This window comes from Xanthomonas indica (assembly GCF_040529045.1).
GTDB lineage: Bacteria > Pseudomonadota > Gammaproteobacteria > Xanthomonadales > Xanthomonadaceae > Xanthomonas_A > Xanthomonas_A indica.
On sequence record NZ_CP131914.1, the window covers coordinates 4,665,257 to 4,690,126 of the forward strand.

Annotated in this window: 22 protein-coding genes and 1 pseudogene; 16 read left to right on the forward strand and 7 right to left on the reverse strand. The window is 69.2% G+C overall.

Annotated elements, in window-relative coordinates; translation table 11 throughout:
• Window positions 1-4: 4 nt before the first annotated feature.
• Window positions 5-1,081, reverse strand: a complete 1,077-nt coding sequence (locus tag Q7W82_RS19970) for a ferredoxin reductase (RefSeq protein ID WP_242160075.1) — start codon at window positions 1,079-1,081, stop codon at window positions 5-7.
• A 92-nt stretch (window positions 1,082-1,173) separates the two neighbouring features.
• On the opposite strand from Q7W82_RS19970, the gene fabR reads away from it, so the two are divergent.
• The 5 genes from fabR to Q7W82_RS19995 all read left to right on the forward strand — a co-directional run bounded on the left by fabR (window position 1,174) and on the right by Q7W82_RS19995 (window position 5,426).
• A complete protein-coding gene (gene fabR, locus Q7W82_RS19975) occupies window positions 1,174-1,818 on the forward strand; it encodes an HTH-type transcriptional repressor FabR (RefSeq protein WP_242160074.1) in 645 nt (214 codons plus the stop codon).
• A gap of 148 nt (window positions 1,819-1,966) precedes the next feature.
• Window positions 1,967-2,833, forward strand: a complete 867-nt coding sequence (locus tag Q7W82_RS19980) for an SDR family oxidoreductase (protein ID WP_242160073.1) — start codon at window positions 1,967-1,969, stop codon at window positions 2,831-2,833.
• 476 nt (window positions 2,834-3,309) lie between these two features.
• Window positions 3,310-3,822, forward strand: coding sequence for a ferritin-like domain-containing protein (locus tag Q7W82_RS19985; RefSeq protein ID WP_242160072.1), 513 nt, complete (start codon window positions 3,310-3,312; stop codon window positions 3,820-3,822).
• Between the two features lie 73 nt (window positions 3,823-3,895).
• Complete coding sequence (locus tag Q7W82_RS19990) at window positions 3,896-4,402, forward strand: DUF892 family protein (RefSeq protein ID WP_019795902.1); 507 nt, start codon at window positions 3,896-3,898, stop codon at window positions 4,400-4,402.
• A gap of 121 nt (window positions 4,403-4,523) precedes the next feature.
• Window positions 4,524-5,426 carry a manganese catalase family protein gene (locus Q7W82_RS19995; RefSeq protein ID WP_242160071.1) on the forward strand — a complete coding sequence of 301 codons (903 nt, stop codon included), beginning with the start codon at window positions 4,524-4,526 and terminating at the stop codon, window positions 5,424-5,426.
• Between the two features lie 426 nt (window positions 5,427-5,852).
• On the opposite strand, the gene Q7W82_RS20000 is transcribed toward Q7W82_RS19995, so the two are convergent.
• From Q7W82_RS20000 to Q7W82_RS20010, 3 genes and pseudogenes are all read right to left on the reverse strand, one after another.
• Window positions 5,853-6,494: a DUF6766 family protein gene (locus Q7W82_RS20000; RefSeq protein WP_242160070.1), complete on the reverse strand. Its 642-nt coding sequence runs from the start codon at window positions 6,492-6,494 to the stop codon at window positions 5,853-5,855.
• 503 nt (window positions 6,495-6,997) lie between these two features.
• A pseudogene (locus tag Q7W82_RS20005) lies at window positions 6,998-9,076 on the reverse strand (methyl-accepting chemotaxis protein); the annotation flags it as partial.
• A 138-nt stretch (window positions 9,077-9,214) separates the two neighbouring features.
• A complete protein-coding gene (locus tag Q7W82_RS20010; protein ID WP_242160069.1) occupies window positions 9,215-10,018 on the reverse strand; it encodes a YiiX/YebB-like N1pC/P60 family cysteine hydrolase in 804 nt (267 codons plus the stop codon).
• Between the two features lie 209 nt (window positions 10,019-10,227).
• Here Q7W82_RS20010 and Q7W82_RS20015 point away from each other — a divergent pair, with 209 nt between their 5' ends.
• The gene (locus tag Q7W82_RS20015; protein ID WP_242160068.1) at window positions 10,228-10,503 is read left to right on the forward strand and encodes a hypothetical protein; all 276 of its coding nucleotides are present in this window, start codon (window positions 10,228-10,230) and stop codon (window positions 10,501-10,503) included.
• A gap of 67 nt (window positions 10,504-10,570) precedes the next feature.
• Here the strand turns inward: Q7W82_RS20015 and Q7W82_RS20020 are convergent, their stop codons facing one another.
• Window positions 10,571-11,041, reverse strand: a complete 471-nt coding sequence (locus tag Q7W82_RS20020; protein ID WP_242160067.1) for a hypothetical protein — start codon at window positions 11,039-11,041, stop codon at window positions 10,571-10,573.
• Window positions 11,042-11,443: 402 nt separating this feature from the next.
• On the opposite strand from Q7W82_RS20020, the gene Q7W82_RS20025 reads away from it, so the two are divergent.
• The 6 genes from Q7W82_RS20025 (at window position 11,444) to Q7W82_RS20050 (ending at window position 20,524) form a co-directional block, all read left to right on the forward strand.
• Complete coding sequence (locus tag Q7W82_RS20025; protein WP_242160066.1) at window positions 11,444-12,295, forward strand: IclR family transcriptional regulator; 852 nt, start codon at window positions 11,444-11,446, stop codon at window positions 12,293-12,295.
• A 104-nt stretch (window positions 12,296-12,399) separates the two neighbouring features.
• Window positions 12,400-13,806 carry an MFS transporter gene (locus Q7W82_RS20030; protein WP_242160065.1) on the forward strand — a complete coding sequence of 469 codons (1,407 nt, stop codon included), beginning with the start codon at window positions 12,400-12,402 and terminating at the stop codon, window positions 13,804-13,806.
• Window positions 13,807-13,915: 109 nt separating this feature from the next.
• The gene (locus Q7W82_RS20035) at window positions 13,916-14,845 is read left to right on the forward strand and encodes a dihydrodipicolinate synthase family protein (protein WP_242160064.1); all 930 of its coding nucleotides are present in this window, start codon (window positions 13,916-13,918) and stop codon (window positions 14,843-14,845) included.
• A 281-nt stretch (window positions 14,846-15,126) separates the two neighbouring features.
• On the forward strand, window positions 15,127-16,425 hold the full coding sequence (locus Q7W82_RS20040) for a carbohydrate porin (protein WP_242160063.1): 1,299 nt from the start codon (window positions 15,127-15,129) through the stop codon (window positions 16,423-16,425).
• A 218-nt stretch (window positions 16,426-16,643) separates the two neighbouring features.
• Complete coding sequence (locus Q7W82_RS20045) at window positions 16,644-17,354, forward strand: TetR/AcrR family transcriptional regulator (protein WP_260114978.1); 711 nt, start codon at window positions 16,644-16,646, stop codon at window positions 17,352-17,354.
• Complete coding sequence (locus Q7W82_RS20050; RefSeq protein ID WP_242160062.1) at window positions 17,351-20,524, forward strand: cytochrome P450; 3,174 nt, start codon at window positions 17,351-17,353, stop codon at window positions 20,522-20,524. The genes Q7W82_RS20045 and Q7W82_RS20050 overlap by 4 nt, the downstream gene beginning before the upstream one ends.
• A gap of 110 nt (window positions 20,525-20,634) precedes the next feature.
• On the opposite strand, the gene Q7W82_RS20055 is transcribed toward Q7W82_RS20050, so the two are convergent.
• Window positions 20,635-21,021, reverse strand: coding sequence for a MerR family transcriptional regulator (locus Q7W82_RS20055; RefSeq protein ID WP_311195501.1), 387 nt, complete (start codon window positions 21,019-21,021; stop codon window positions 20,635-20,637).
• A 142-nt stretch (window positions 21,022-21,163) separates the two neighbouring features.
• Here Q7W82_RS20055 and Q7W82_RS20060 point away from each other — a divergent pair, with 142 nt between their 5' ends.
• The 4 genes from Q7W82_RS20060 (at window position 21,164) to Q7W82_RS20075 (ending at window position 24,508) form a co-directional block, all read left to right on the forward strand.
• Window positions 21,164-22,021: an alpha/beta hydrolase gene (locus Q7W82_RS20060; RefSeq protein ID WP_242160118.1), complete on the forward strand. Its 858-nt coding sequence runs from the start codon at window positions 21,164-21,166 to the stop codon at window positions 22,019-22,021.
• A gap of 21 nt (window positions 22,022-22,042) precedes the next feature.
• Entirely contained in the window at window positions 22,043-22,942 is a 900-nt protein-coding gene (locus Q7W82_RS20065; RefSeq protein WP_242160061.1) for an alpha/beta hydrolase, read from the forward strand.
• Window positions 22,943-23,078: 136 nt separating this feature from the next.
• Window positions 23,079-24,068 (forward strand): MBL fold metallo-hydrolase, encoded by a 990-nt coding sequence (locus tag Q7W82_RS20070; RefSeq protein ID WP_242160060.1) that lies wholly within the window; start codon window positions 23,079-23,081, stop codon window positions 24,066-24,068.
• Between the two features lie 200 nt (window positions 24,069-24,268).
• Window positions 24,269-24,508: a DUF1653 domain-containing protein gene (locus Q7W82_RS20075; RefSeq protein ID WP_242160059.1), complete on the forward strand. Its 240-nt coding sequence runs from the start codon at window positions 24,269-24,271 to the stop codon at window positions 24,506-24,508.
• 43 nt (window positions 24,509-24,551) lie between these two features.
• On the opposite strand, the gene Q7W82_RS20080 is transcribed toward Q7W82_RS20075, so the two are convergent.
• Entirely contained in the window at window positions 24,552-24,707 is a 156-nt protein-coding gene (locus Q7W82_RS20080; RefSeq protein ID WP_242160058.1) for a hypothetical protein, read from the reverse strand.
• Between the last annotated feature and the right edge of the window lie 163 nt (window positions 24,708-24,870).

Sequence of the window (24,870 nt, forward strand, 5' to 3'; positions counted from 1 at the left end):
TCCTTCAGATGTCCAGGGTCAGGTCGCTGCTGGCGCTGTTGACGCACAGCTTCAGCGAACCGGGTTCGGCGGCGTGGGCGCCGCTGAGCAGATCACGGGTGACGCCGGCCTGCTTGCCGCAGGCGCAGCTGTTGCAGATGCCCATGCGGCAGCCGTGCTTGGGCCGCAGGCCTTCGGCTTCCAGTGCGGTGAGCAGCGACTGGCCGCGCGGCAGCTGCAGCACGCGACCGCTGCGCGCCAGGGTCACCGCCACGGTGCCCTGCTCGACATCGGCCGGTGCCGGCGGCGGGCTGAACGCCTCGGCCTGGAAGCGCGCCACCTGTTGCTGCAGGCGCGTACGTGCGGCCTGCACGAAACCGCCTGGGCCGCAGGCCAGCACCTGCGCCTGCCCCAGGTCACCCAGGGCCTCCAGCGGCAGCGTGTCCACGCGCGGCGCCGGCGTTTCGCCCTCGCCGGTGATGGCCAGATGCAGGCGGAAGCGCGGATGCGCCGCCGCCAGCGCCTGCAGTTCGTCGCGAAAGCAGACCTGGTCGTGGCGCCGCGCCCAGTACAGCAGGTCGACGTCGGCCGGCATGCCGGCCTCGGCCAGTTGCCGCAACAACGCGCGCATCGGGGTGATGCCGCTGCCGGCGGCCAGCAGCAGCCAGCGGCCGTGCGGCGCGGTCGGCAGCACCATCTCGCCGTAGGCCTGGCCGAGTTCGAACACCTCGCCGATGCGCGCGGCACCGGCCAGGTATTGACTGACCCGGCCGCCATCGACGGTCTTGACCGTGATCGCCAGGCGCCCGCCCGGCAACGGCGTGGGGCTGTAGCTGCGCAGCAGCCGGCGGCCATCGATCTCCACGCCCAGCTCCACGTGCTGGCCGGCGCGCAGGCCGCGCCAGTGGCGGTTGGGCTGCAGCACCAGGGTCACCGCGTCGCTGCTGGCGGCCTCGCGCTGCACCAGGCGCGCGCGCGGACGCTGCCAGGTCCACAACGGATGCAGTCGGGTAGACCAGAAATCGAACACGTCCGGCTTGACCCAGGCGCGCAGGGCGCGGGCGGCGGGGCGGAGCTTGGCGGGACGGCGGGCAGCGTTCATGGGTCCACTATACAGGCACAGATACAGATGTCTATACACTTGTGCATTCAGCGAAAGCGGTATCATCCGCCATTGCCTGGCCCGGTCTGCCCATGACGACGATCTCCCCTCCCCCGTCCGCGGACACGCCGAACGCCCGCAAGGGCGCGATCTCGCGCGAAGACCTGCTGGCGGCGGCGCTTAAGCTGATCGGGCCGCACCGCAGCGTGTCCACGCTGAGCCTGCGCGAGGTCACCCGCGAGGCCGGCATCGCCCCCAACAGCTTCTACCGCCAGTTCCGCGACATGGACGAGCTGGCGGTGGCGCTGATCGACCTGGCCGGCAGCTCGCTGCGCACCATCATCGGCCAGGCGCGGCAGCGCGCCGCCGGCACCCGCCGCAGCATCATCCTCAGTTCCGTGGAGACTTTCATGGAACAGTTGCGCGCCGACGACAAGCTGCTGCACGTCCTGTTACGCGAGGGCACGGTCGGCTCGGACGCGTTCAAGCACGCGGTGGACCGCGAGCTGAACTATTTCGAGGACGAACTGCGCGTGGACCTGATCCGCCTGGCCGCGCTGGAAGGCGCGCCGCTGCACGAACCGGCACTGGTGTCCAAGGCGATCACCCGGCTGGTGTTCGCGATGGGCGCCACCGCGATGGACCTGCCGCCGGAGAAGGACCCGGAACTGATCCGCCAGATCACCGCGATGCTGCGCATGATCATCGTCGGATCGCGCACGCTCGCCGCGGGCTGAGTGCGCGGCGCGGCGGCACCCGCCACCACAGGCGGCCGCCGGTGCGGGGTTTCACCCGCGTCGTGACACGACGCCGACACGGCCTTGGCCCCCGCTTTACCCGTGCCTGCCCACCCTCGTTGGACACTCCCCCAAGCGAGGCATGCACATGGCCATCCCGAATTACCCGTCGCCGCCGTTCAAGGCGCAGCAGCAATCCTTCCCCGGCAAGACCCAGGCCATGGATCCGAAACCGGACCATGGCGAAGACAGCTATGTCGGCCACGGCCTGCTGCAGGGCAAGCGCACCCTGATCACCGGCGGCGACAGCGGCATCGGCGCCGCGGTGGCGATCGCCTATGCGCGCGAAGGCGCCGACGTCGCCATCGCCTACCTGCCCGACGAGCAGGACGATGCCGAGCGCATCGCCAAGCTGGTCGAAGACGCGGGCGTGCGCGTGCTGCTGCATCCGTGCGACATCAGCGACCGCGCGCAGGCCGAGATGTTGATCAAGACCGTGGCCGAGGCCTTCGGCGGCCTCGACGTGCTGGTCAACAATGCGGCCTACCAGCGCTACTTCCACAGCTTCGACGAGATCACCCTCGACGAATGGGAGAAGACCTTCGCCACCAACGTGCACGCGCCGTTCCACCTGGTGCGGTTGGCGCTGCCGCACATGCCCGAAGGCGGTTCGATCATCAATACCGCCTCGGTGAACTCGAAGAAGCCCACGCCCAACATCCTGCCGTATTCGGCCACCAAGGGCGCGCTGGCCAACCTGACCATTGGCCTGGCCGGTCTGCTCGCCGAGAAGAAGATCCGCGTCAACGCGGTGCTGCCGGGCCCGATCTGGACCCCGTTCATCCCCACCGGCATGGACGAGGAATCGGTGCGCACCTTCGGCGAACAGACCCCGTTCGGCCGCCCCGGGCAACCGGCGGAGCTGGCTTCGGCCTATGTGCTGTTGGCCGCCGATACCTCGAGCTATACCTCGGGCACGCTGCTGACGATCTCCGGTGGGGCGGTGACGCTGTAGGGCGGGGATTCGGGATTGGGGAATCGGGAATGGGAACAGCACCGCGTCTGACGGTGCTGTAGGAGCGGCTTCAGCCGCGACGATGTTCCCCGCGATGTTTATCGCTGTTGACCTCCGTGCAGTCGCACGCACGCGATGCCTGCTGCCATGCCGGCAGCAGGTCATCGATCCACTGCACTCATGTAGGAGCGGCTTCAGCCGCGACGGGCGTTCCCGCGAGCGCCTGTCGCGGCTGAAGCCGGTCCTACGAGCAGCATGCGGCATCCGCGCGTTCCTCCTTTCGCTTTTCGCCTTTCGCCCTTCGCCCTTCGCCCTTCGCCACCGTGTACATCTCCTCACGCCGCATCTCGCACGGTATTCACCCTGCGCTGCACCTGCTCTAACGGCGGCGGGTCTAGGTTGATCGCACAGGGGAAAAACACACGGACGCGCGATGCGATGCAGGTGCGTCGCGCACAACATCTGGAGCGATATCCATGACCCGAAGCAACACCGAACGCTTGTTGAAGTGGCTGCAGGACGCCTACGCGATGGAGCAGGAGGCCAACACCATGCTCACTGCCACCGCCGGGCGCCTGGAGCACTACCCGCAGCTGAAGGCGCGCATCGAGCAGCATGTCAACGAAACCCGCGATCAGTCCGAACAGGTCAAGCGCTGCATCGAGATCCTCGACGGCTCGATCCCCACGATCAAGGGCACGATGGCGAGCGTGATGGCATCCGTACACGCCGCCGGCAACTCGATGATGAGCGATGAAGTGGTCAAGAGCCTCGGCGTGAGCTACGCCTTCGAGCACGTGGAGATCGCCAGCTATCGCGCGCTGGTCATCGCCGCCAAGGAAGCCGGGCAGACCGAGATCGCCGACATCTGCGCCGCCATCCTCGACCAGGAAATCGCCATGGCCGAATGGCTGATCGAGCACCAGGAAGCCACTGTCCTGGCCTTCCTGAAGCGCGAGCGCACCGAAGGCGAAACCGCCAAGCACTGAGCGCCGTCGTACACGACACGACGCGCGCGCATTCCCCCGCAGCACCACCATCCATTACCGACCGGAGACTCCCATGGCCGTCAAGACCATCGACGAATTGTTCATCCACGAACTGTCGGACATCTACAGCGCCGAGAAGCAACTGACCAAGGCCTTGCCGCGTCTGGCGCGCGCCTCCACCAATCCCGCGCTGCGCGCGGCGTTCGAGGCACACCTGGAGGAAACCCAGGGCCAGATCGAACGCATCGACCAGATCGTCGAAAAAGGCAACCTGCGCCTGAAGCGGATCAAGTGCGCCGCGATGGAAGGCCTGGTGGAGGAAGGCAAGGAAGTGATCGAATCGATCGAGGCCGGCCCGGTGCGCGATGCCGCATTGATCGGCGGCGCGCAGAAGGTCGAGCATTACGAGATCGCCTCCTACGGCACCCTCGCCGCCATGGCCAAGCAACTGGGCATGGACGATGCGCTGACCCTGCTGCTGGAAACGCTCAACGAAGAGAAGTCCACCGACGAGAAGCTGACCCTGCTCGCCGAACAGGGCGGCAACGAAGAAGCCGCGCGCAAGCGCAAGGCGGCCTGACCGCCCGGCCGCGGCTCGCCAGAGCGGGCCGCGGCATCCCAGACGCCTATCCCCCACGCGCGGCCGCCGGCCGCGCCATGACGTCGTCGCGACGTTCGGGCGGCACTCCAGGAGATTTTTCATGTTCATGCACAACAAGCGGCTGATGTACACGGTCCGCGTGGCACAGCCCGACCCGGCGCTGGCCTCGCTGATGCTGGAACAATTCGGTGGCCCGCAGGGCGAACTGGCCGCGGCCATGCGCTATTTCACCCAGGCCATCGGCGAGGTCGACCCCGGCCGCAAGGATCTGCTGTACGACATCGCCACCGAGGAACTGAGCCACCTGGAAATCATCGGCTCGATCATCGCCATGCTCAACCAGGGGCCGAAGGCGGTGCTGTCCGAAGGCATGGCCGAAGCCGAGGACATGCGCAACCTCACCCGCAACAACAACACCAGCCAGACCCAGCAGATCCTCTACGGCGGCGGGCCGGCCCTGGTCAATTCCAGCGGCGTGCCGTGGACCGCGGCCTATGTGGACAGCATCGGCGAACCGACGGCCGACCTGCGCTCCAACATCGCCGCCGAGGCCCGTGCCAAGATCGTGTACGAGCGGCTGATCAACGTCACCGACGATCCCGGCATCGTCGATGCGCTGACCTTCCTGATGACCCGCGAAGTGGCGCACCAGAAGTCCTTCGAGAAGGCGCTGTATTCCATCGAGCCGAATTTCCCGCCGGGCAAGCTGCCGGGCGACCCGGCCTTCACCGATCGCTACTACGACATGTCGCAGGGCGATGGCGATATGCACGGCCCCTGGAACAGCGGCAGCCAGTGGGAGGCCATTGCCGACCGCAATCGCCAGGTGGCGGTGGATGGCGGCAGCGGCATGCCGACCGTGGGCCTGAGCGAGCTGGAACAGAGCGCGCTGCAGGCGCTGGCGGCGCGCACGCTGTCGCAACCGGACAGCGACCCCACCACCGGTGCCGACCTGGGCGCGGGCCCCGGCGCCGGCTCGACCAAGGGCAGCGTGGCGCGCTAGCGCGCGATTCCACCGTCACATCCAGGCCGACGACACGCCGCGGTGCAGTTGCATCGCGGCGTGCGCGTGTCTGGCGATGCGCGCCAGAGGCCGCACCGAGCGGGCGCGTCGGCGAAGACACAGCGGGCTGCGCGCTGCCCGGGCGCTGCGCACGTAGTCCAAGGTGCGTCTGCCTGCCACCGTGGGCTCCTGCACGGCCGCGCCGTTCCTATCCCGGCCCCGCCATGTGCGCGAACGCCGCGCCGGCCCAGGCAGCGTGTGCGCTACGTCAGCTCAGCCGCGAACTCGCCGGCTCGCCATGGATCCAGCGCTGCGATGCACGGCCAGGCCAGGATCCCGGCGTAGCCAGCAGGGCCACTGGCCAACGCCACAAGGCAGGGATCGGCGATCAACGTCGTCCCCACCGACATGTGCGCAGCACTGCACTCAATCGCCGGTCTGCCGATGCGGCGCATGCACCGGCTTGGATTGCGGGGAATCCTTCTGCCGCAGCCAGATGGTCAACACCACCAGCGCGAACACCGCCAGGAACTCGCTTTGCCAGTTCTGCATCGATTCGAACCAGAACTGCGCGCCGCTGACATGCTCCCAGAAGGACGGCGGCGGCCGCTGCTGCATCGCCTGTTCGGCCACCTCGTGGCGCCAACTGCCCAGCGCATGCAGCACGAAGCTGAGCAGGAACAGGGCGCCGAAGGCCAGCGCCAGCGAACGCTCGTACAACGCCAACCAGATGCCCCCTGCGCGCACCGGCCACGGCACCGGGCCGGGCGCGACGGCGTCATCCTCTTCTGCCGGCGACAGCGGCCGCGACTCGGCCGATCCCCACTGGCGCAGCTTCACCGTCAGCACCACGTACATGCCCATCTGCAGGAACTCGCTCTCCCAGTTCTCGAACAGCGCGCCGATGAAATGCCCGCTGTGCAGGTACTGCCACATCGGCAATGCCGCCAGCCCCTGCTGGCGCAGTTCCTCGTTGTAGGCCTGGTGACCGCTGAGCGCCTGGCCTGCCATGAACAGCAAGCTCAGCGCCAGCAACACGATCGACAGGCTGTTGCGTTTCCAGAACATGCAGTGGGCTCTCCTCCACGCGCCACCATGCGGGCGCGCCGTCGCTGCGACCATAGGCAGCGACGAGCAAAGAGCGGATGAAGAAGCTGGGGCGATGCGCCTCGGCTGCCAAGCGCTGCCGTCACCTGTCGGCGCGGCTTCAGCCGCGATCGAATGCGTGGGAAATCACGGTCGCGGCTGAAGCCGCTCCTACAACAATGTGGGAGCGACATCCGTCGCGACGGTGCCTTCCCGGGAAAGCCCATCGCGACGGAAGTCGCTCCCACACAGGCGAGAAGGCCATGGCGTGGCGGCAGAGGCCACCACGCCGCCCCTGCTCAGAACTCTTCCCACTCCGCGCTGTCCGCCGGCACGCCCTGGATCGGGCGTGGCGTGGCCGCCGGCTGCCGCACTGGGGCCGCCGGCTTGGGCTTAGAGGCGGCAACGACGGCACGCACCGGCGGCCTGGCCGGCTGCGGCTTCGCCACTCGGGCCGGAACCGCGCTGACGGCGGCGCCACCGGCGAGGCGGAACACCGCCACCGCGCGCGCCAGCTCCGCCGCCTGGTCCTCCATGCTCTTGGCCGCCGCGCTGGCCTCTTCCACCAGTGCCGCGTTCTGCTGGGTGCTCTCGTCCAGCTGCATCACCGTCTTGCTGACCTGGTCGATGCCCGCACTCTGCTCGGCGCTGGCAGCGGAGATCTCGGCCATGATGTCGGTGACCCGCTTCACCGAGGTGACCACCTCGGCCATGGTGGTACCGGCACGGTTGACCAGGGTCGAGCCCTGCTCCACTTCCTGCACCGAGTCGGAGATCAGGGTCTTGATCTCCTTGGCCGCGGCCGCCGAGCGCTGCGCCAGCGAGCGCACTTCCGAGGCCACCACCGCGAAGCCGCGGCCCTGCTCGCCGGCGCGCGCGGCTTCCACCGCCGCGTTCAACGCCAGGATGTTGGTCTGGAACGCGATGCCGTCGATTACGCCGATGATGTCGGCGATGCGTGCCGAGGCGGCGCTGATCGAGGCCATCGTCGTCACCACCTCCTCCACCGCGCGGCCGCCGTTCTCGGCCACCTCGCCGGTGCTCAGCACCAGTTGGTTGGCCTGGCGCGCGCTGTCGGCGTTCTGCTTGACCGTGGAGGTCAGTTCCTCCATCGAGGCGGCCGTCTCTTCCAGGCTGGCCGCCTGCTGCTCGGTGCGCACCGACAGGTCGCTGTTGCCGCTGGCGATCTCGCTGGCGGCGGTGTTGATCGAGCCGACCGCGCGCTGGATGCCCTGCACGATGCCGGTCAGCTGCTCCGCGGTGCGGTTGGCGGCGTCGGCGAGCTTGCCGAACGCGCCTTCGTAGCGCACGTCCACGCGCTGCGACAGGTCGCCATCGGCGATCGCGCCCATGATCCGGCCGACGTCGGCCAGGCCACTGTCGGCCTGGCGCATCAGCCGGTTCAGCGCTTCCACCATTTCCTTGAACGCGAACTCGTAGCGCGCCTCGTCGCCCCGCGCGCTGAAGTCGCCACGGGCCGCCGCATCGGCCAGCCGCGCGATGTCGCCGTTGACCGCAGACAGGTTGGCCTTGACCACGTCCAGCGCCTCGTGCAGCGCGGCGCGCTGGCCCGGCAGCCGGCGCATGTCGCGGCGCAGGTCGCCGCGGCCGTACTCGTCCATGATCGCCATCGCCTCGACGATCGCGTCCAGGTGTTCGAACAGGGCGGTGTTCATGCCATGCGCCAAGGTGCCGTAGTCGCCGGGGAAGTCCTCCGGCATGCGGTGGCTGATGTCTTCGCCCTGCTGCAGCCGCACCAGGGTCTGCATTTCGCCGTTGAAGCGCTGCAGCTGGGTCTGCATCTGCTGCATGCTGGTCATCAACTGCCCGGTCTCGTCGCGCGACTCCACCTTGATCGGATTGTCGAAACGGCCCGAGGCGATCGCCTCGGCGGTCCGCGTGGCACCGCGCAGCGGCGCGACGATGGCGCCGGCGATCAGCCAGCACAGGCCCACCACCAGCGCCACCAGGCCGGCGCCGATCACGGTCAGCACCTTGGTGAACCCCATTGCCTCGGCCTGGATGTCTTCGGCGTACACGCCCATCACCAGCACCCAGTTCCATTGCGGGTACAGCGCGGCGTAGCTGATCTTCGGCAGCTGCTCTTTCTTGCCGGGCTTGGGCGCGGTGTAGTAGCTGAAGCCGTCGCCGCTGCGCACCGCGGTCTGGATATCGCGATAGACGTACTCGCCGGCGTCGCTCTTATAGCCGCTCATGTCGGTGCCGACCGCGCGCTTGGGATGCATGACGATGCGCATCTGCGGATCGACGATGAAAAAGTAGTCCACGCCGCGGTTGGTCTTCATGTCGGCGAGCGCACCCTTGGCCGCCGCCTGCGCCTGCGCCTCGGTCATCTCGCCGCGCTTGGCCAGGTCGGCGTAGTGCTGCATCACGCTCAGGCCCATGTCCACCTGGGTCTTCACGGTCTGCTTGCGCGCATCGATCAGGTCGAGATATTGCAGGCGTGCCGCCGCGACGGCCAGCAGGATCACGCCGAGCGCGATCAACACGCACAGCACGACGAACTTGCGTGCCATGGGCAGGTTGGCGATACGGCGGCGCAGGAACTGGATGGGATTCATGGTGTCAGGAAAAACCCTAAAAACGGACTCTGGTATCGGCCCGCAGGCATGTGAACTTGAACCGCAGCGGATCGGGCAACATGAACGCGCACCACAGTTCTGCGCTGGAGACGCTCCCCGTCAGGCCATCGCCGCATCGAGCGGCGTCGCAGCCGCATGCGGTGTGGCGGCATGCGGCTCCCACACCAGGCGATGGAAGTCGAAGCCGTGCTGCAGCCGCGGCTTGACCACGTTGAAGTAGGGCGACACGTCGAAGTCGCGCGGCAGCGTCAGGCTGTGGTGGCGCGCATGCAGGATCTCCGCATCCTCCGCCGCGTCGGCGTCCGCCGGCGGCGCCTGGTCGATCTCCGGCAGGATCGGGTAGCGGATCGCGCCGAAGGCCTGCGCCAGCAGCGTCGAGCAGATCGCCCGGGTCGGCTCGCCGCTGCCCAGTTCCAGGAAGCGGCGCTTCACCGACGACGGCAGCGGCGGCGTGCGGATCAGGTAGCGCGCCAGGTCGAAGATGTTCTTCAGGTCGTAGCTGTTGCCGACCCGCGAGACCATGTACTCCACCACGGTCTCGATCTCCTGCGCGCTCAATCCGACCGGGCGGCAGATGCGCGTGTGCAGGCCGGCGAACTCGCTCAACCCCACCAGGCGCACACCGACATTGATGTCGACATCGCAGAACAGCGGCGCTTCCTCGCCGGGCATCGCGGCCACGTGGTCGCCGATGTACAGCGCCGCGTGCGACCAGGTGGACTGGCTCAGGTACTTGATGGCGGTGGAGAAGCGGCTGTTGCCCTCGACCAGCAGCACGTCGCCCTTGCGCAGCGTGGCGCGCAGCAGCTGCGGCGGGCTGGTCGGCAGCTGCGAACCGTGGCGGCGCGGCTTGGACAAAAACTTGGCCAGGTGACGGCCCAGCAAACGTGGCAAGGACAGCATGCGCGTTCCCCCCCAGGGACGGCCGCTTCGGCGAAACGGCTTCGCTATCGTCAATGGCGGCGCTACCCGGGAATTCTTGAGTCGGCCGCTCACCGCAGCGCCGGCGTGCATGCGGATCCTCGCTTCCCGCACACCAGCGCGATGGTGCTGCGCTGCGTTAGGATGCCCGCCTGTCCGGCACCACGCCGAGCCCCGGATCAAGGACGACGATGATCGCAATAGCGCTGACGACGATTGGCATCGGTTTCGTCATCGGGGTGCTTTTCGGCGCACGGCATCTGTTCTGGATCGTGCCGGCCGCACTTGCCTGCCTGTTCGTCTGGGTGCGGCGTGCCGGTGCCGAGGCGCACAACCCTGAGCATGCGGGCTGGATATTTGGTCTGACCTTGATCGCATTACCTGTGTTGGGGGCGCTGGCTTCGGTCGGGTGGCTCGCTGGTTACCTGCTGCGCCTGCAGATTCTGCGGCGAATCGAGAGCAGATGAGCAGCAGCATGCGCCGAACCACCGGCACCGCATGCTGGTTGCCTTGGCGGACACCGGCACAAGAAGGTCAAGGCCGCCGCAGCACCGACAACTCCATCATCTCGGCCGAGTTCCGATTCAGATAGATCACGTACGTGCGGTTGCCGCCCGCGTGCACCTCGAGGCTGTCGCCAGGCATGAGCCCGGCTTTCTCGACCACTGGGCCGCCACGTGGCGTCGCACGCAGATGCGCCGTCGCGGCGTCCGTACTGGGCGTCAGATTGGACACGGTCAATGCCCCGTTCCAGATCGCACGGCTCTCGCCCGGCAGCAACGTCATGAGCGCCGACGACGCGGCCGCTTCCGACTTGCATGCCGCAGCCTGCGCCTCGGCCAGCTGCCGCTGCAGCGGCTTGACCTCCACGTACTGCACGAAGCCGTAGGTCGCGCCGATCACCACCAGCACCGCCGAGACCTCGGCGGCGGTGCGCTTGAACGAGAGTCCTTGCCACCATGTCTGCGCCGGCGGGGGCGGCGTCTGTCGGGTCGTTCGAGCCATGCATCACGGTATCGATGCCGCCACGGCGCTGTCTGCCAGCACGGCTGACATCGCCGCGCACAGTCGCGTTCGTCTACCTGGCGATACAGACGCGGCGCCACGTGCCTCGCGACAGGCGTCACCTCAGGCACGGACATCGCGCGATGGCGGCATGGCCTCGTGACTACGTAACTCCGCAGGCGAGGACTCGGCTTTCGGAGGTTTCGAAACCAGGGACCGTCGAGACGCAGGGCGAACCGCCCACGCAGCATGTTGCGCCGCAACTTGACGCATCGCGCGCCCAGGCGGAGTCTTGGCATGAAATTACGAAATAATTTTCGCAATCCGAAATTCACTTGTCAAGCGACATCCCCGGACGGGTCGAGCAAGCTGGCGATTCCCCGGGTCTTCCAGGAACTGCAGATGGTCAAGACGATTTCCCAGCGCGCGGCCAGCCCCGCGCCCGACGACGGCGACGACGCCGGGGACAAGAAGCTGCGCAGTACCGTGCAGTCGCTGGCCAAGGGCTTTCGGGTGCTCGAGGCGTTCTCGTCCGAACACGAGGAACTGTCGCTGAGCCAGATCGCGGCCCTGGCCAGGCTCGACCCCGGCACCACCTTCCGCATGCTCAACACCCTGGTCGAGCTGGGCTACGTGCATCGCGTCCCGGAGAGCCGCCGGTTCCGCCTGACCCTGAAGGTGCTCGACCTCGGCTTCCATGCCATCGCCCGCCGCGACCTGCGCAGCGTGGTGCGGCCGCTGCTGCGCACGCTGGTCAGCGACGTCAACGAGGCAGCCAGCTTCGCGGTCCTGCAAGGCCCCGACGTGCTCTACATCGAACGCGTCCGCGCCGGCATCACCCGCCTGGGCGTGGACATCCGCATCGGCACCACGGTGCCCAGCACCCGCACCGCGATCGGCCTGGCGATGCTGGCGCACCTGGCACCGGCGGAAGTGGCGCGCGTGACCGGCGTGGACGTGCAGGCCCAGACTCCGGAGATCGCCACGATGCGGCGCACCTTCGACTGCATCCGCCGCGACCGCTACGTGATCCTGGATTCGATGCTGACCGAAGGCCTGCGCGTGCTGGCGGTGCCGGTCCTGGATGCGGACGACTATCCGCTCGGCGCGATCAGCGTCGCTGCGCCGTCGGTACGCACCAGCCATGCCGAACTGCTCAATACCGCCCTCCAGCCCACGCTGCTGGCCGCCAAGGACATCGCCTTCGCGATCCAGGCCAGCGGGAGTGTTGCCGTGACCGCCCCCAGCACCTGATCCGCCCCGGCCGTCGCCCGGCCCTCCCTGTCCGTCTCGCTGCGTGGACGCTTCGGCGCCCGCGCCGGGATCCACTTGTCCTGCGAAAGGCAGCCACGATGCTCATGCCCACCACAGCCGCCGCCACCACCGCCACCACCAGCCCCCGCGCGCCGTCCATCGCCGAGGCGCAGGCGGAGATCGGCGCGCGCCTCGAACGCCTGCCGATCACCCGCAAGGTGTGGTGGGCGCGCAACATCGTCGGCGCCGCCACGTTCTTCGACGGCTACACGGTGATCGCCATCGCCTACGCGATGCCGGTGCTGACCAAGGAATGGCAGCTGTCGCCGGCGCAGATCGGCATGATCCTGTCGGCCGGCTACCTGGGCCAACTGCTGGGCTCGGTGTTCTTCGGCTGGCTGGCCGAACGCATCGGCCGCCTGCACGTGCTGCTGTTCACCATCCTGCTGTTCGTGTCGATGGACGTGGCCTGCCTGTTCGCCGGCAGCGCCGCGGCGATGATCGCGTTCCGCTTCGTCCAGGGCATCGGCACCGGCGGCGAGGTGCCGGTGGCCAGCGCCTACATCAACGAACTGATCGGTTCGAAGAAGCGGGGACGCTTCTTCCTGCTGTACGAAGTGATGTTCCTGCTGGGCCTGGTCGCGGCCGGCGGCATCGGCTACTTCCTGGTGCCGGCCTACGGCTGGAAGGCGATGTTCATGGTCGGGCTGATCCCGGCGGCGATCATGATTCCGCTGCGTTTCTTCATGTTCGAATCGCCGAGATGGCTGGCGGCCAAGGGCCGCTACGCCAAGGCCGATGCCATCGTGGCCGAGCTCGAGCGCAGCGCCGAGCGCCGCCATGGTCCGTTGCCGACGCCGGTGTTCGACCGCAGCGCGCTGCCCAAGGCGCAGCGCTCGGACTGGCGCGAGCTGTTCGGCAGCGTCTATCGCAATCGCACGTTGGTGATCTGGAGCCTGTGGTTCTGCTCCTACCTGGTGGCCAACGGCATCATCACCTGGCTGCCGACGCTGTACCGCACGCACTTCGGGCTGTCGCTGCAGCAGAGCATCGCCTATGGCTTCTTCACCTCGCTGGCCGGCGTCGCCGCCGCGGTGGTGTGCGCCCTATCGATCGACAAGGTCGGGCGCAAGCGCTGGTATGGGCTGGCGTTCGTGGCCGGCGGCGTGCCGCTGCTGGCGCTGGCGGCGCTCGGCGGCACCTCGGCGCCGCAGGTGCTGGTGTTCGCGGCGCTGGGCTATGCCGCGGTACAGACCATCACCTTCTCGCTGTACCTGTACTCGGCCGAACTCTACCCCACCCGCATCCGCGCCATCGGCACCGGGCTGGGCAGCGCCTGGTTGCGCCTGGGTTCGGCCTGCGGGCCGCTGCTGGTCGGCGCGGTCATCGCCGGACTCGGCATCCGCTACGTGTTCGCGGCCTTCGCCGCCGTGCTGCTGGCCGGCGCCGCGGTGACCTGGCGCTTCGCCCTGGAAACCAAGGGCAAGTCGCTGGAGCAGCTGTCGCCCTGAGCGCATCGCCGGCACCGCCGCCGGCGCATCGCGCATCGCCTCCGTCCCACCCCCGTCGGACCCCGCGTTCGATTCCATCCCCCGTTGATCCGAAGAAGAGGAAATCCGCATGAGCCACATCGACCTGAAAGGCCTGGTCCCCGCCCCGGTCACCCCGTTCACCCGCGACGGCGCCGTCGACTATCCCGCGATCAAGCGCATCGGCGCCTGGCTCGGCGGCATCGACGGGGTCAAGGGCCTGACCGTGCTCGGCCACGCCGGCGAAGGCACCTTCCTGGAACGCGACGAACAGGCCAAGGTGATCACCGCGTTCCGCGACGCGGTCGATGGCCGCATCCCGATCATCGCCGGCATCACCCTGGAAGGCACCCGCGTGGCCGCCGACGAAGCCAAGCGCGCGGTCGCCGCCGGCGCGTCCGCCGGCCTGATCTATCCGTCGCACGGCTGGCTGCGCTTCGGCTACCAGAAGGGCGCGCCGCAGGATCGCTACAAGGCCATCCACGAGGCCAGCGGGCTGCCGATGATCCTGTTCCAGTACCCGGACGCGACCAAGGCCACCTACGACCTGGAGACGCTGCTGGAGATCGCCGCGCTGCCGGGCGTGGTGGCGATGAAGAACGGCGTGCGCAACATGAAGCGCTGGGACACCGAGATCCCGGTATTCCGCAAGGAGCGCCCGCACGTGCCGGTGCTGACCTGCCACGACGAGTATCTGCTGCACACCATGTTCGACGTGGATGGCGCGCTGGTGGGCTATGGCTGCATCGCCCCGGAACCGCTGCTGGAGATGATCGCGGCCGGCAAGGCCAAGGACTACGCCAAGGCGCGCGCACTGCACGATCGCCTGCTGCCGGTGACCAAGAGCGTCTATCACCGCGGCTCGCATATGGAAGGCTCGGTGGCGCTGAAGTGGGCGCTGGTCGCGCGCGGCCTGCTCGACCACGCCACGGTGCGTTCGCCGCTGCTGCCGCTGGCCGAGGGCGCCGACAAGGAGATCGCCGCGGCGATGGCCGCCGCCGGCCTCGGCAAGGTGGCCTGACCCAACAGGTTGCCTCCAGTTCGATGGGCCGCGCAGTTGCGCGGCCCATCCGCTGCGGCGATGGCGTGCGCCTCGGCGCCGCGCAACGCGTTCCGGTCTGCCCTCGCGTTTCTTTGCCGGTCCCCCCACAGGTCTGCACACAGGCGTGCCCGTCGCCGACGGACGCGACGCCGTGCTGCGGCTCCACGACCGGAAGGTGTCTTCCCTTCGCGCACTGCCGCGTCGCCGCGCACCCACCGCGCGCGTCCGGTGAGTGCTTCGTCTCGTCCGTGGAGCGTCCCATGTCCCGTTCTCTTTCCTGCGTCTCGTTGCTGGCGGCTGCCGCCGCCCTGCCGGCCACCGCCATTGCCGCCGACACCGGGCAGTGGCTCGACGAGCACGGCATCGCGCCGCGCTTGGTCTGGTCCAACGACTATGCGCGCAACGTCGACGGCGGCCTGTCGCGCGGCGATCGCAATGCCGGCGGCGTGGTCGCCGGCGCGGACGTGGATCTGCAACGCCTGTTCGGCATTGCGGGCGCCACGCTGCACGCCACCGGCGCCTGGTACTACGGCGACAGCCTGTCGCAGCGGCAGATCGGCAACGGCGTCAAGGTGCAGGGCTACTGGTATCCGCAGCAGCAGGCGCAACTGGCGCAACTGACCTGGGAACAGACCTTCGCCGACGGGCGCTGGCAACTGGTCGCCGGGCGCATGAACACCACCTGGCAGTTCGCGCGCAGCCGCTACGGCTGCCGCTTCGTCGGCGCCTCGGACTGCCCGTTCCAACTGAGCCAGGCCGATGGCGGCTTTGTCGGCTTTCCCTACGTGAACTGGGGCGCGAAGCTGCGCTACAAGCCCGACGCCACCTACGTGTCGGTGGGCGCGTTCGAACTGAACCCGCAGCGCAAGAACACCCACGGCCTGGACTGGAGCACCGCCGACAGCAACGGCGTGCTGGGCACGCTCGAGGTAGGCTACGAACCCGATCCCGCCCGCGGCCGGGGCGCACCGCGCTACGTGGCCGGCGTCTGGTACAACTCGGCCGACTACAGCGATCTGCGCTACAACCAGGCCGGCGGCCTGCGCGGGTTGGTCGGCGGTCCCGCGCGCCTGTACGACGGCGGACGCTGGGGCGCGTACGCGCTCGGCGAACGCGCGCTGTACCGGCCGCAGGGCATGGCGAGCAAGCGCATGCTGGTCGCCTTCGGCAACATCGCCGCACCGTTCGACAATCACCAGGTCTACGACCTGCAGGTCACCGCCGGCCTGTACTACAGCGGCCCGTTCGCATCGCGGCCAGGCGACGGACTCGGTGTCATCGCGAACTACTACCGCTTCAGCGCCGACCAGCAGGGTTACATGAACGACCTGCTGCGCAAGCGCGGCGCGGCGCCGGAGATCTCGCGCAACGAGACCCTGTTCGAACTCAACTACAGCTATCGCATCGCGCAGTCGTCGCTGTTCCTGGTGCCGAACGTGCAGTACATCGTCAACCCCGACCTCCTGGGCAATCCCGCCGCGCGCCGCGCGCCGGACAACGCCCTGGTGCTCGGCTTGCGGGTGATGCTCAACATCGGCGGCCTGGGCACGCCGAAGTGAGGCGGCGCGTGCGGCGCACCGGCACTGGCGGCGACGACGTGCGATCGGCGCGCGACCAAGGCATCCGCACAGCGCCTCGCCTGTCGCCGCGCCGGCACCGCCGTGCGCGCGCGCCCCGCGCGAGAACTCCCCCGGGCGCAAATGCCTGCTGAACGACGCCGGCCAAGCCACCGCGCAAGTTCATAAATGTACAGCTGGACATTTTTATCGTCGCCGGCATGACCACGACGACGTCCCACCGCCCTCGCCCGCGCGGCCGCCCGACCAAGGATCAGCCCGACGGCCGCCAGGCCCTGCTGTCGGCCGCGTCCGTCGCCTTTGCCCGGTACGGGTTCGACGGCGCCGACCTCCGCACCATCGCGGCCGCCGCCGGAGTCAGCCCGAACCTGGTGCGCGTGCATTTCGGCAGCAAGGCCGCGCTGTGGGACGCCTGCGTGGACCAGTTCGCGCAGGCACTGAAGCCGCGGCTTGCGGCGATGGCGCAGCTGACCGCAGACCACGCGCGCGCGCTGCCGGCGCGGCTGGCGGACGCGATCCTGCTCATGGCGACCTTCTACGAGACCCACCCGGCAGTGCGCGACTTCGTCGCGCGGGTGGTCTCCGAACGTCCCGAACGCGCCGCCGTGGTCACCGAGCAGTTGCTGCGCCCGGCCTATGCCGCCGGCCACGCGTTGATCCTTGCCGGGATCCGCGCCGGCATCGTGAAGGCGACGCATCCGGCGCTGTTCTTCGTACTGCTCAACAGCATGCTCAGCCAGCCGCCGGAGTTCCCGCAGCTGCTGGCCCGGCTGGCGCCAGAGATCTCGGCCGACGCCGCGCGGACGCGGCTGGTCGAGACCGTGCTCGCCACCCTGCTGCATCCCCCGCATTCCGGCATCGGTCCCGCACCGATCGCCCCATCGCACTCTCCCGAGGAAGGCGCCCCATGACGCAGGCCATCCCGCAACCGCGTTCGCTGCCGCTGCTCGGCAATTTCCACCATCTCGATGCGGACGCACCGGTGCAGAGCCTGATGCGGCTGGCGCAGGTGCATGGCCCGATCTTTCGCCTGCACAGCGGCCCGCTGGCGCTGACCGTGCTGAGCGGACAGGAGCTGGTGGACGAGGTCTGCGACGAGACCCGCTTCGCGAAGAAGCTGCACCGTCCACTGCAGGCCCTGCGCGACCTCGGCGGCGACGGCCTGTTCACCGCCTACAACGACGAACCCAATTGGGCCAAGGCGCACCGGCTGCTGATGCCGGCGTTCGGTCCGATCGGCGTGCGTTCGATGTTCGGACGGATGGAGGACATCGCCGAACAGATGCTGCAGCGCTGGGAGCGGTTCGGCCCGGACGCGGTGATCGACGTGGCCGACAACATGACCCGGCTGACCCTCGACACGATCGCGCTGTGCGCCTTCGACTACCGCTTCAACAGCTTCTACCAGAACGAAATGCACCCCTTCGTCGCGGCGATGGTGGGCGCCTTGGCCGAAGCCGGCACGCGCGCGCGGCGGCCGGATCTCGCCAATCGCCTGTTGGCCCCCGGCCGGCGCCGCTACGAGGCCGACCTGGCGATGATCCGCGGCGTCGCCGAGACCTTGATCGCCGAGCGCAGGGCCGACCCCGCCGCGGCCTCGCGCGAGGACCTGCTCAACCTGATGCTGTACGGCCGCGACCAGGCGACCGGCGATGCGCTGTCGGACGAGAACATCCGCTATCAGTTGGTGACCTTCCTGATCGCCGGCCACGAGACGACCAGCGGCCTACTGTCGTTCGCGCTGTACCTGCTGCTGCGCCATCCCGCGGCGATGGCGCGTGCGCGGCAGGCGGTGGACGCCGCGCTGGGCACGCAGCCGCCGCAGGTCGAGGACCTGGCCAGGCTGCGCTACATCGAACAGATCCTGCAGGAAACCCTGCGGCTGTGGCCGACTGCACCGGCGTTCGCGGTCGCGGCGCGCAGCGCGACCACGCTGGCCGGCCGCTACGCGGTGACCCCGCAGGACACGCTGCTGGTGCTGATTCCCACCCTGCATCGGGATCCGACGGTGTGGGAGGAGCCGGAGGCGTTCCGCCCGGAGCGCTTCGCGCCCAACGCGGCCGAACAGCTCCCGCCCAATGCCTGGAAGCCGTTCGGCAACGGCGCGCGCGCCTGCATCGGGCGCGGCTTCGCGATGCAGGAAGCGCAACTGGTGCTGACGATGATCCTGCAACGTTTCGACCTGGACCTGGTCGATCCGAACTACCAGCTCAAGGTCGCCGAAACCCTGACGCTCAAGCCGGACGGCTTGCGCATCCGCGCGCGTCGCCGCACCGATGTCGCGGTGCGCGCGCGCAGCGCGCTACCGACGGCGCCGCAGAAACCGCTGGCGCCGACGCCGACGCCGGCCCCTGCCGGCACCGCGTCGGGCACGCCGCTGCTGGTGCTGTATGGCGGCAATTCCGGCTCGTGCGAAGCCTTCGCGCAGCGCATCGGGGGCGATGCGGCCGCGCAAGGCTACGCGCCGGTGGTCGCGCCGCTGGACGAGCATGTCGGGCGCCTGCCGCGCGACGGCGCGGTGGTCGTGGTCACCTCCTCCTACGAAGGCCAACCGCCGGACAACGCACGCCGCTTCGTGGACTGGATCGGCACCCTGGCCGCCGGCGAACTGGCCGGGGTGCGCTACGCCGTGTTCGGATCCGGCAACCGGCAATGGGCGCGCACCTACCAGGCGATTCCGAAACGCGTCGATGCCGCGCTGGAGGCGGCGGGCGCCACGCGTTTCAGGCCTCGCGGCGAAACCGACGCCGGCGGCGATTTCTTCGGCGGCTTCGATGCCTGGTACGCCGGACTGTGGGCGGACCTGGGCCAGGCGCTGGGAAAGGCGGCGATGGAGCACACCGCGCACGCACTGCAGGTGGATATCGTCCCCTCCGCACGGCTCGGCGCATTGCGGCTGACCGAACTCGACCAGGGACGCATCGTCGACAATCGCGAACTGGTCGACATGTCCGCACCGTTCGCGCGCTCCAAGCGCCACATCGAGATCGCCTTGCCCGACGGCATGCGCTACCGCACCGGCGACTATCTCGCGGTGCTGCCGCGCAACCCCGCAGCGCAGGTCGAACGCGCACTGCGGCGCTTCGGCCTCGCCAGCGACACCCAGGTCGTCATCGGCCAGCGCCCGGGTGCCGTGTCCGCCCTGCCCAGCGGGTATCCGGTGCCGCTGGCGCAGGTGCTCACCGACTACGTGGAACTGGCACAGCCGGCCACGCGCGCGCAGGTCGCGCAACTGGCGGCCGCCACGCCCTGCCCGCCCGAGCGCGACGCGCTGGAAGCGCTGGCCGCCGAGCCGGCCTATACCGACGAGGTCCTGGCCAGGAAAACCAGCCTGCTCGATCTGCTGGAGCGCTTCCCCGCCTGCGACCTGGCGCTGGGCGCATTCCTCGGCGCACTTCCGGCCATGCGCGCGCGGCAATACTCCATTTCCTCCTCGCCGCTGCGCGACCCGGCGCAGTGTTCGCTCACCGTCGCCGTGCTCGACGCCCCGGCGCTCTCGGGCATGGGGCGGCGCCGCGGCGTGGCCTCCACCTACCTGGCCGGCCTGGACGCGGGCGCGCTGGTATCGGTCGCGGTGCGCCCGTCGCAGGCGAGCTTCCACCCGCCGGACGATCCGGCCACGCCGATCATCCTGGTCTGTGCAGGCAGCGGCATCGCGCCATTCCATGGCTTCCTGCAGGAGCGCGCGATCCAGAAGGCGGGCGGCCGCGACGTCGGCGAGGCCGTGTTGTTCTTCGGCATCGACCATCCCGACGTCGACTACCTGTACAAGGACGAACTGCGCCGCTGGCAGGACATGGGCGTGGTCGATGTGCGCCTGGCCTGCTCGCAAGCGCCGCAGGACGGCGTCGCCTATGTGCAGCACCGCATGTGGCAGGACCGCGCGCGCGTGTCGGCGCTGTTCCAGCAAGGCGCCACCGTGTACGTCTGCGGCGATGGCGAACACATGGCGCCAGCGGTGCGCGACACCTTCGTGCGCATCTATCGCGACAGCATGGGCGTCAGCGCCGACGCGGCCAACGCCTGGGCCGACCGGATGGAACGCGAACACGGGCGCTACGTGGCGGACATCTTCTCGTGACGGCGCAACGATCCAGACCGCGGGGCCGCTGACGTCGTCGGCGCGCGGCGCGGCCGCATCCGCCGCACGCGGCGAAGGCGCAGGAACGCGTCCCGACCGCGTCGGCCGCGCTAATCCAGCGGCGGAACGACCCCGTCGGCCAGCGTCTTGAGCAGGCGCGCGCGGCGGCGCTCCAGGTCGGCGATCTGCCGCTCGATGGAGGCCAGCCGCTTGCGCTGCGCCGCGCTGGTTTCGGGACAGGCGCCGGCGCCCTCGATCATGCGCATGCAATCGGGGAAGCCGCGGATCTCGGCCAGGCTGAATCCGGTCGCGATCATGCGCTGGATCTGCCGGACCTGAGCGACCGCCGCCGGCGGAAACGCGCGATAGCCGTTGTCGCCACGGAACGAGGTGAGCAGGCCATGCGCGTCGTAATGGCGCAGCAAGCGCACGCTCGCGCCGGTGTCGCGTGCCAGTTCGCCAATGCTCAGCGTGCGCTGCGGAGTCGTGGTCGCCATGGAAAAAAGCATACCATCCATGGCCATTGACCCTCACACCAGTGTGAGGGCGGAGGCTGCCGGGACTCGCCCAACCCGGAGCCTCCCCATGTGCATGCGACCGTTGCACCGCGTCCTATTCGTCCTCGCCTTCGTCACCGCACTGTGCCTGGCGCCCCTGGCCGCAAACGCCCAAACCAAGCGCTACACCGTCACCGCGCCCGATGGCGTCGCCCTGGCCGTGCAGGAAACGGGAAACCCCGATGGCCCCAGCATCGTCTTCGTGCACGGCTTGCTCGGCAGCCACCTCAACTGGGACGCGCAGGTGCACAGCCCGCAACTGCAGCGCTACCGTCTGATCACCTACGACCTGCGCGGCCACGGCCTGTCCGGCAAGCCGACCGACGTCGCGGCCTACGCCGACGGCATGCGCTGGGCGGACGACCTGCACGCGGTCATCGCCGCCAGTCGGGCACGCAAGCCGGTACTGGTCGGTTGGTCGCTGGGCGGCGCGGTGATCTCCAATTATCTGGCGACGTTCGGCGACGGCGGCATCGCCGGCGCGGTGTATGTGGATGGCGTGATCGAGCTGACGCCCGAGCAGATCGTGGCGCATCCGCAGGTCTACCGCGACCTGAATTCGCCCGACCTGAAGACCCATCTGGATGCGGTGCGCGCGTTCCTCGGCCTGTGCTTCCACACGCCGCCGGATCAGACCACCTTCCAGCGCCTGTTGGCCAATGCGGCGATGGCCTCCTGGGACCTGCAGCGCGCGGTCCAGTCGATGACGGTGCAGGCCGAGAAGGGGCTGGGCAGGGCGCAAGTGCCGGTGCTGCTGCTGTATGGCGAGCGCGACGCGCTGGTGCATGCCGAGCCGGCGATCGCCCGGGCCAAGGCCTTGAACCCGCGCATCCGCAGCGTGCTCTACGCGCAGTCCGGGCACGCGCCGTTCCTGGAAGAATCGGAGCGGTTCGACCGCGACCTGGCCCGCTTCGTCGACGCCGCCACCACCGCGCCTTGAGCGCGTCACCACGAGGCCGTCATGTCGACTCGCCACTCCCCGGCGTCCGCTGCCGCGTTTTCCGACTTCACCCGCCTGCAGGTCGATGCCGGCGGCGTCGCATTCGCCGGCGCGATCGACGGTTCCGGCCCACCAGTGCTGCTGTTGCACGGATTCCCGCAGACCCACCTGGCCTGGCGGCGGGTGGCGCCACGGCTCGCGCAGGCGTTCACGGTGATCGTGCCGGACCTGCCCGGCTACGGCGCCAGCCGCCCCCACAGCGACCAGCCGCGCTGGAGCAAGCGCCGCGTCGGCGAGGCGCTGGTCGCGCTGATGGCGCACCTCGGGCACACGCGCTTCGCGGTCGTCGGCCACGACCGCGGCGCGCGCGCCGGCTACCGCCTGGCGCTCGATCACCCGGACCAGGTCACGCACTATGCGTCGCTGACCGTGGTCCCTACCCAGGACGCCTGGGACGCGATGGACATGCGCCAGGGTCTGGCCAACTTCCACTGGTTTCTGCTCGCACAGCCGTTCGACCTGCCGGAGCGATTGCTGGCCGCCGATCCCGATGCGTTCGTCGAGACAGTGCTGGCGCGCATGGCCGGCGGCCTGGATCGCCTCGACCCCGCGGCGCGCGCGGCATACACGGCGGCATTTCGCGACCCTGCGGTGCGCCATGCGATCTGCGAGGACTACCGCGCCGCCGCGCACGAAGACCTGGAGCATGACGCCGCAGACCGCACCGCCGGCAACACCCTGCGCTGCCCGGTGCTGGTGTTGTGGCCGCAGGCGCAGGCCGCTGCGCCTTCCCCGCTCGCGCTGTGGCGGCGCTGGGCCAGCGACGTCAGCGGCAAGGCGATCTCCGGCGGGCATCTGCAGCCCGAACACGCGTCGCAGGACGTGCTGGCCGCGCTGCTGCCGTTCCTGGCGCGGCCGTAGGGCGTGTAGGGCAACCGTTCTCCCGAGTTGCGTGGCAATGCGCGACCGACGCCGGTGGCAACAGGCATGCGCGCCTGCACGGCTAACGCGTAACCTTGCCCCTTCCTCTCCCCCGCATCGCCTGGATCGCGCCTCAATGGCCAACCCCTACTACCGCGGCCCCGTCAGCGACCATTTCGACGGCGTGCGCTTCTTCAACCCCGGCCAGCCCACCATCGACAACGCGCTGAGCAAGGTCCTGCGCTGGAAAGCCGCCAGGGGCGCGGTGCGCTGGCCAACGCAGGTCCCGGTGACGCCCGCCGTGCCTGCGCCGCGGCACGACGGCCTGCGCATCACCATGGTCGGCCACGCCACGCTGCTGATCCAGGCCGCCGGCCTCAACCTGCTCACCGATCCGGTGTGGTCGCAGCGTGCCAGTCCTTCGCGGATCGCCGGGCCCAAGCGGGTGACGGCACCGGGCATCCGCTTCGCAGACCTGCCGCCCATCGATGCGGTGCTGTTGAGCCACAACCACTACGACCACTTCGACCTGGCGACCTTGCGCACGCTGCACGATGCGCACCAGCCGCTGTTCGTGATGCCGCTGGGCAACGACGTCCTGTTGCGCAAGCGTGTCCCCGATGCGCGCATCGCGACCGGCGACTGGCACGACCGGCTGCCGATCGGCGACGCCGCGACGGCGACGCTGACCCGCGCCAATCATTGGTCCAGCCGCGGCATCGCCGACCGCAGGATGGCGCTGTGGTCCGGCTTCTTCATCGAAACGGCGCGGGGGTCGGTGTGGTTTGCGGGGGACACCGGCTATGGCGATGGCGCCATCTTCCGCGAGATCCACGACCGGCACGGCGCGCCCGACGTGGCCTTGATCCCGATCGGCGCCTACGCGCCGCGCTGGTTCATGGCGCCGCAGCACATCGACCCGACCGAAGCGGTGCGGATCTTCCAGGACACCGGCGCGCGGCGCGCGCTCGGCATCCATTGGGGCACCTTCCAGCTCACCGACGAAGGCCGTGAAGAGCCCCGCGAGGCGCTGTCCGCCGCACTGCACCTGGCGGGCCTCGCCGCCGCCAACTTCGTCGCCGCCGAGCCTGGGCAGGCCTTCGACTTCGCCGATCCGGCGCCCTGACGCATGCCGACGTGAAGCGTGCGGCCAACGATGGAGGGGCGCTTCTCAAACGTCGGTTACCAGAGTTCCCACCGTAGGCGCGTTCCGTCGTGACGATGCGGCGAACTGCCGCGGTTGGCGAATGAATCGGGCCTTGCGGAGTAAGAGAGCGCGCAGGCGCAGACGGCTACACTCGCGCTCCCGCCCACCAGGACACCGTCATGCGCGACCTCAGCCCCCTGCCTTCCATCGCCCTGGGCCGTTACCGCCACTTCAAGGGCGGCGAGTACGAGGTGCTGGGCGTGGTCCGCAGCAGCGAGACGCTGGAACCGCTGGTGCTGTATCGGCCGCTGTACGGCGAAGGCGCGATGTGGGTGCGACCGTACCCGATGTTCGTCGAGCAGGTGGAGGTCGACGGCGTGCGCGGCCCGCGCTTCGCACCGATCGACGCGGACGCCTGATGGAGATCCAGGCGGCGGCCGCCGCCACGCCTGCCGCGGCGCGCTAGCGCTTGGACGCGCTGTCCACGTCGCTCTTGGTCGCGGCGTGATCCTGCGCCGGGCGGTTGCGGTTCTTCTTGGCGCGGGTCACCAGATACAGCATCGCGACGATGAGCAGGACGAACAGTCCGGCGACCCAGGGCATCAGCGTGGTGTCCATTCGACACTCCAGTTCGGTTGTGCAGTGGCTACCAGAGCACAGGCGCAGTGAAGGCCTTGGCTAGCCCACGTCGCGCGGCGCCATGCTGCACAAGCATCACCTGCGCGTCACGTCATGCGCGGTCCGCGAACAGAGGCCCTGCACGCAGGGCGAAGGCCACTGC

What these genes read in the sequence shown, in the direction of transcription:
- Q7W82_RS19970 (WP_242160075.1), bottom strand. Translation starts at nt 1,081, where the DNA reads ATGAACGCTGCCCGCCGTCCCGCCAAGCTCCGCCCCGCCGCCCGCGCC.
- Q7W82_RS20030 (WP_242160065.1), top strand. Translation starts at nt 12,400, where the DNA reads ATGCCCACCACAGCCGCCGCCACCACCGCCACCACCAGCCCCCGCGCG.
- Q7W82_RS20025 (WP_242160066.1), top strand. Translation starts at nt 11,444, where the DNA reads ATGGTCAAGACGATTTCCCAGCGCGCGGCCAGCCCCGCGCCCGACGAC.
- Q7W82_RS20020 (WP_242160067.1), bottom strand. Translation starts at nt 11,041, where the DNA reads ATGGCTCGAACGACCCGACAGACGCCGCCCCCGCCGGCGCAGACATGG.
- Q7W82_RS20055 (WP_311195501.1), bottom strand. Translation starts at nt 21,021, where the DNA reads ATGGCGACCACGACTCCGCAGCGCACGCTGAGCATTGGCGAACTGGCA.
- Q7W82_RS20065 (WP_242160061.1), top strand. Translation starts at nt 22,043, where the DNA reads ATGTCGACTCGCCACTCCCCGGCGTCCGCTGCCGCGTTTTCCGACTTC.
- Q7W82_RS20045 (WP_260114978.1), top strand. Translation starts at nt 16,644, where the DNA reads ATGACCACGACGACGTCCCACCGCCCTCGCCCGCGCGGCCGCCCGACC.
- Q7W82_RS20050 (WP_242160062.1), top strand. Translation starts at nt 17,351, where the DNA reads ATGACGCAGGCCATCCCGCAACCGCGTTCGCTGCCGCTGCTCGGCAAT.
- Q7W82_RS20070 (WP_242160060.1), top strand. Translation starts at nt 23,079, where the DNA reads ATGGCCAACCCCTACTACCGCGGCCCCGTCAGCGACCATTTCGACGGC.
- Q7W82_RS20010 (WP_242160069.1), bottom strand. Translation starts at nt 10,018, where the DNA reads ATGCTGTCCTTGCCACGTTTGCTGGGCCGTCACCTGGCCAAGTTTTTG.
- Q7W82_RS20040 (WP_242160063.1), top strand. Translation starts at nt 15,127, where the DNA reads ATGTCCCGTTCTCTTTCCTGCGTCTCGTTGCTGGCGGCTGCCGCCGCC.
- Q7W82_RS20080 (WP_242160058.1), bottom strand. Translation starts at nt 24,707, where the DNA reads ATGGACACCACGCTGATGCCCTGGGTCGCCGGACTGTTCGTCCTGCTC.
- Q7W82_RS19985 (WP_242160072.1), top strand. Translation starts at nt 3,310, where the DNA reads ATGACCCGAAGCAACACCGAACGCTTGTTGAAGTGGCTGCAGGACGCC.
- Q7W82_RS20000 (WP_242160070.1), bottom strand. Translation starts at nt 6,494, where the DNA reads ATGTTCTGGAAACGCAACAGCCTGTCGATCGTGTTGCTGGCGCTGAGC.
- fabR (WP_242160074.1), top strand. Translation starts at nt 1,174, where the DNA reads ATGACGACGATCTCCCCTCCCCCGTCCGCGGACACGCCGAACGCCCGC.
- Q7W82_RS20035 (WP_242160064.1), top strand. Translation starts at nt 13,916, where the DNA reads ATGAGCCACATCGACCTGAAAGGCCTGGTCCCCGCCCCGGTCACCCCG.
- Q7W82_RS19995 (WP_242160071.1), top strand. Translation starts at nt 4,524, where the DNA reads ATGTTCATGCACAACAAGCGGCTGATGTACACGGTCCGCGTGGCACAG.
- Q7W82_RS19980 (WP_242160073.1), top strand. Translation starts at nt 1,967, where the DNA reads ATGGCCATCCCGAATTACCCGTCGCCGCCGTTCAAGGCGCAGCAGCAA.
- Q7W82_RS20015 (WP_242160068.1), top strand. Translation starts at nt 10,228, where the DNA reads ATGATCGCAATAGCGCTGACGACGATTGGCATCGGTTTCGTCATCGGG.
- Q7W82_RS19990 (WP_019795902.1), top strand. Translation starts at nt 3,896, where the DNA reads ATGGCCGTCAAGACCATCGACGAATTGTTCATCCACGAACTGTCGGAC.
- Q7W82_RS20075 (WP_242160059.1), top strand. Translation starts at nt 24,269, where the DNA reads ATGCGCGACCTCAGCCCCCTGCCTTCCATCGCCCTGGGCCGTTACCGC.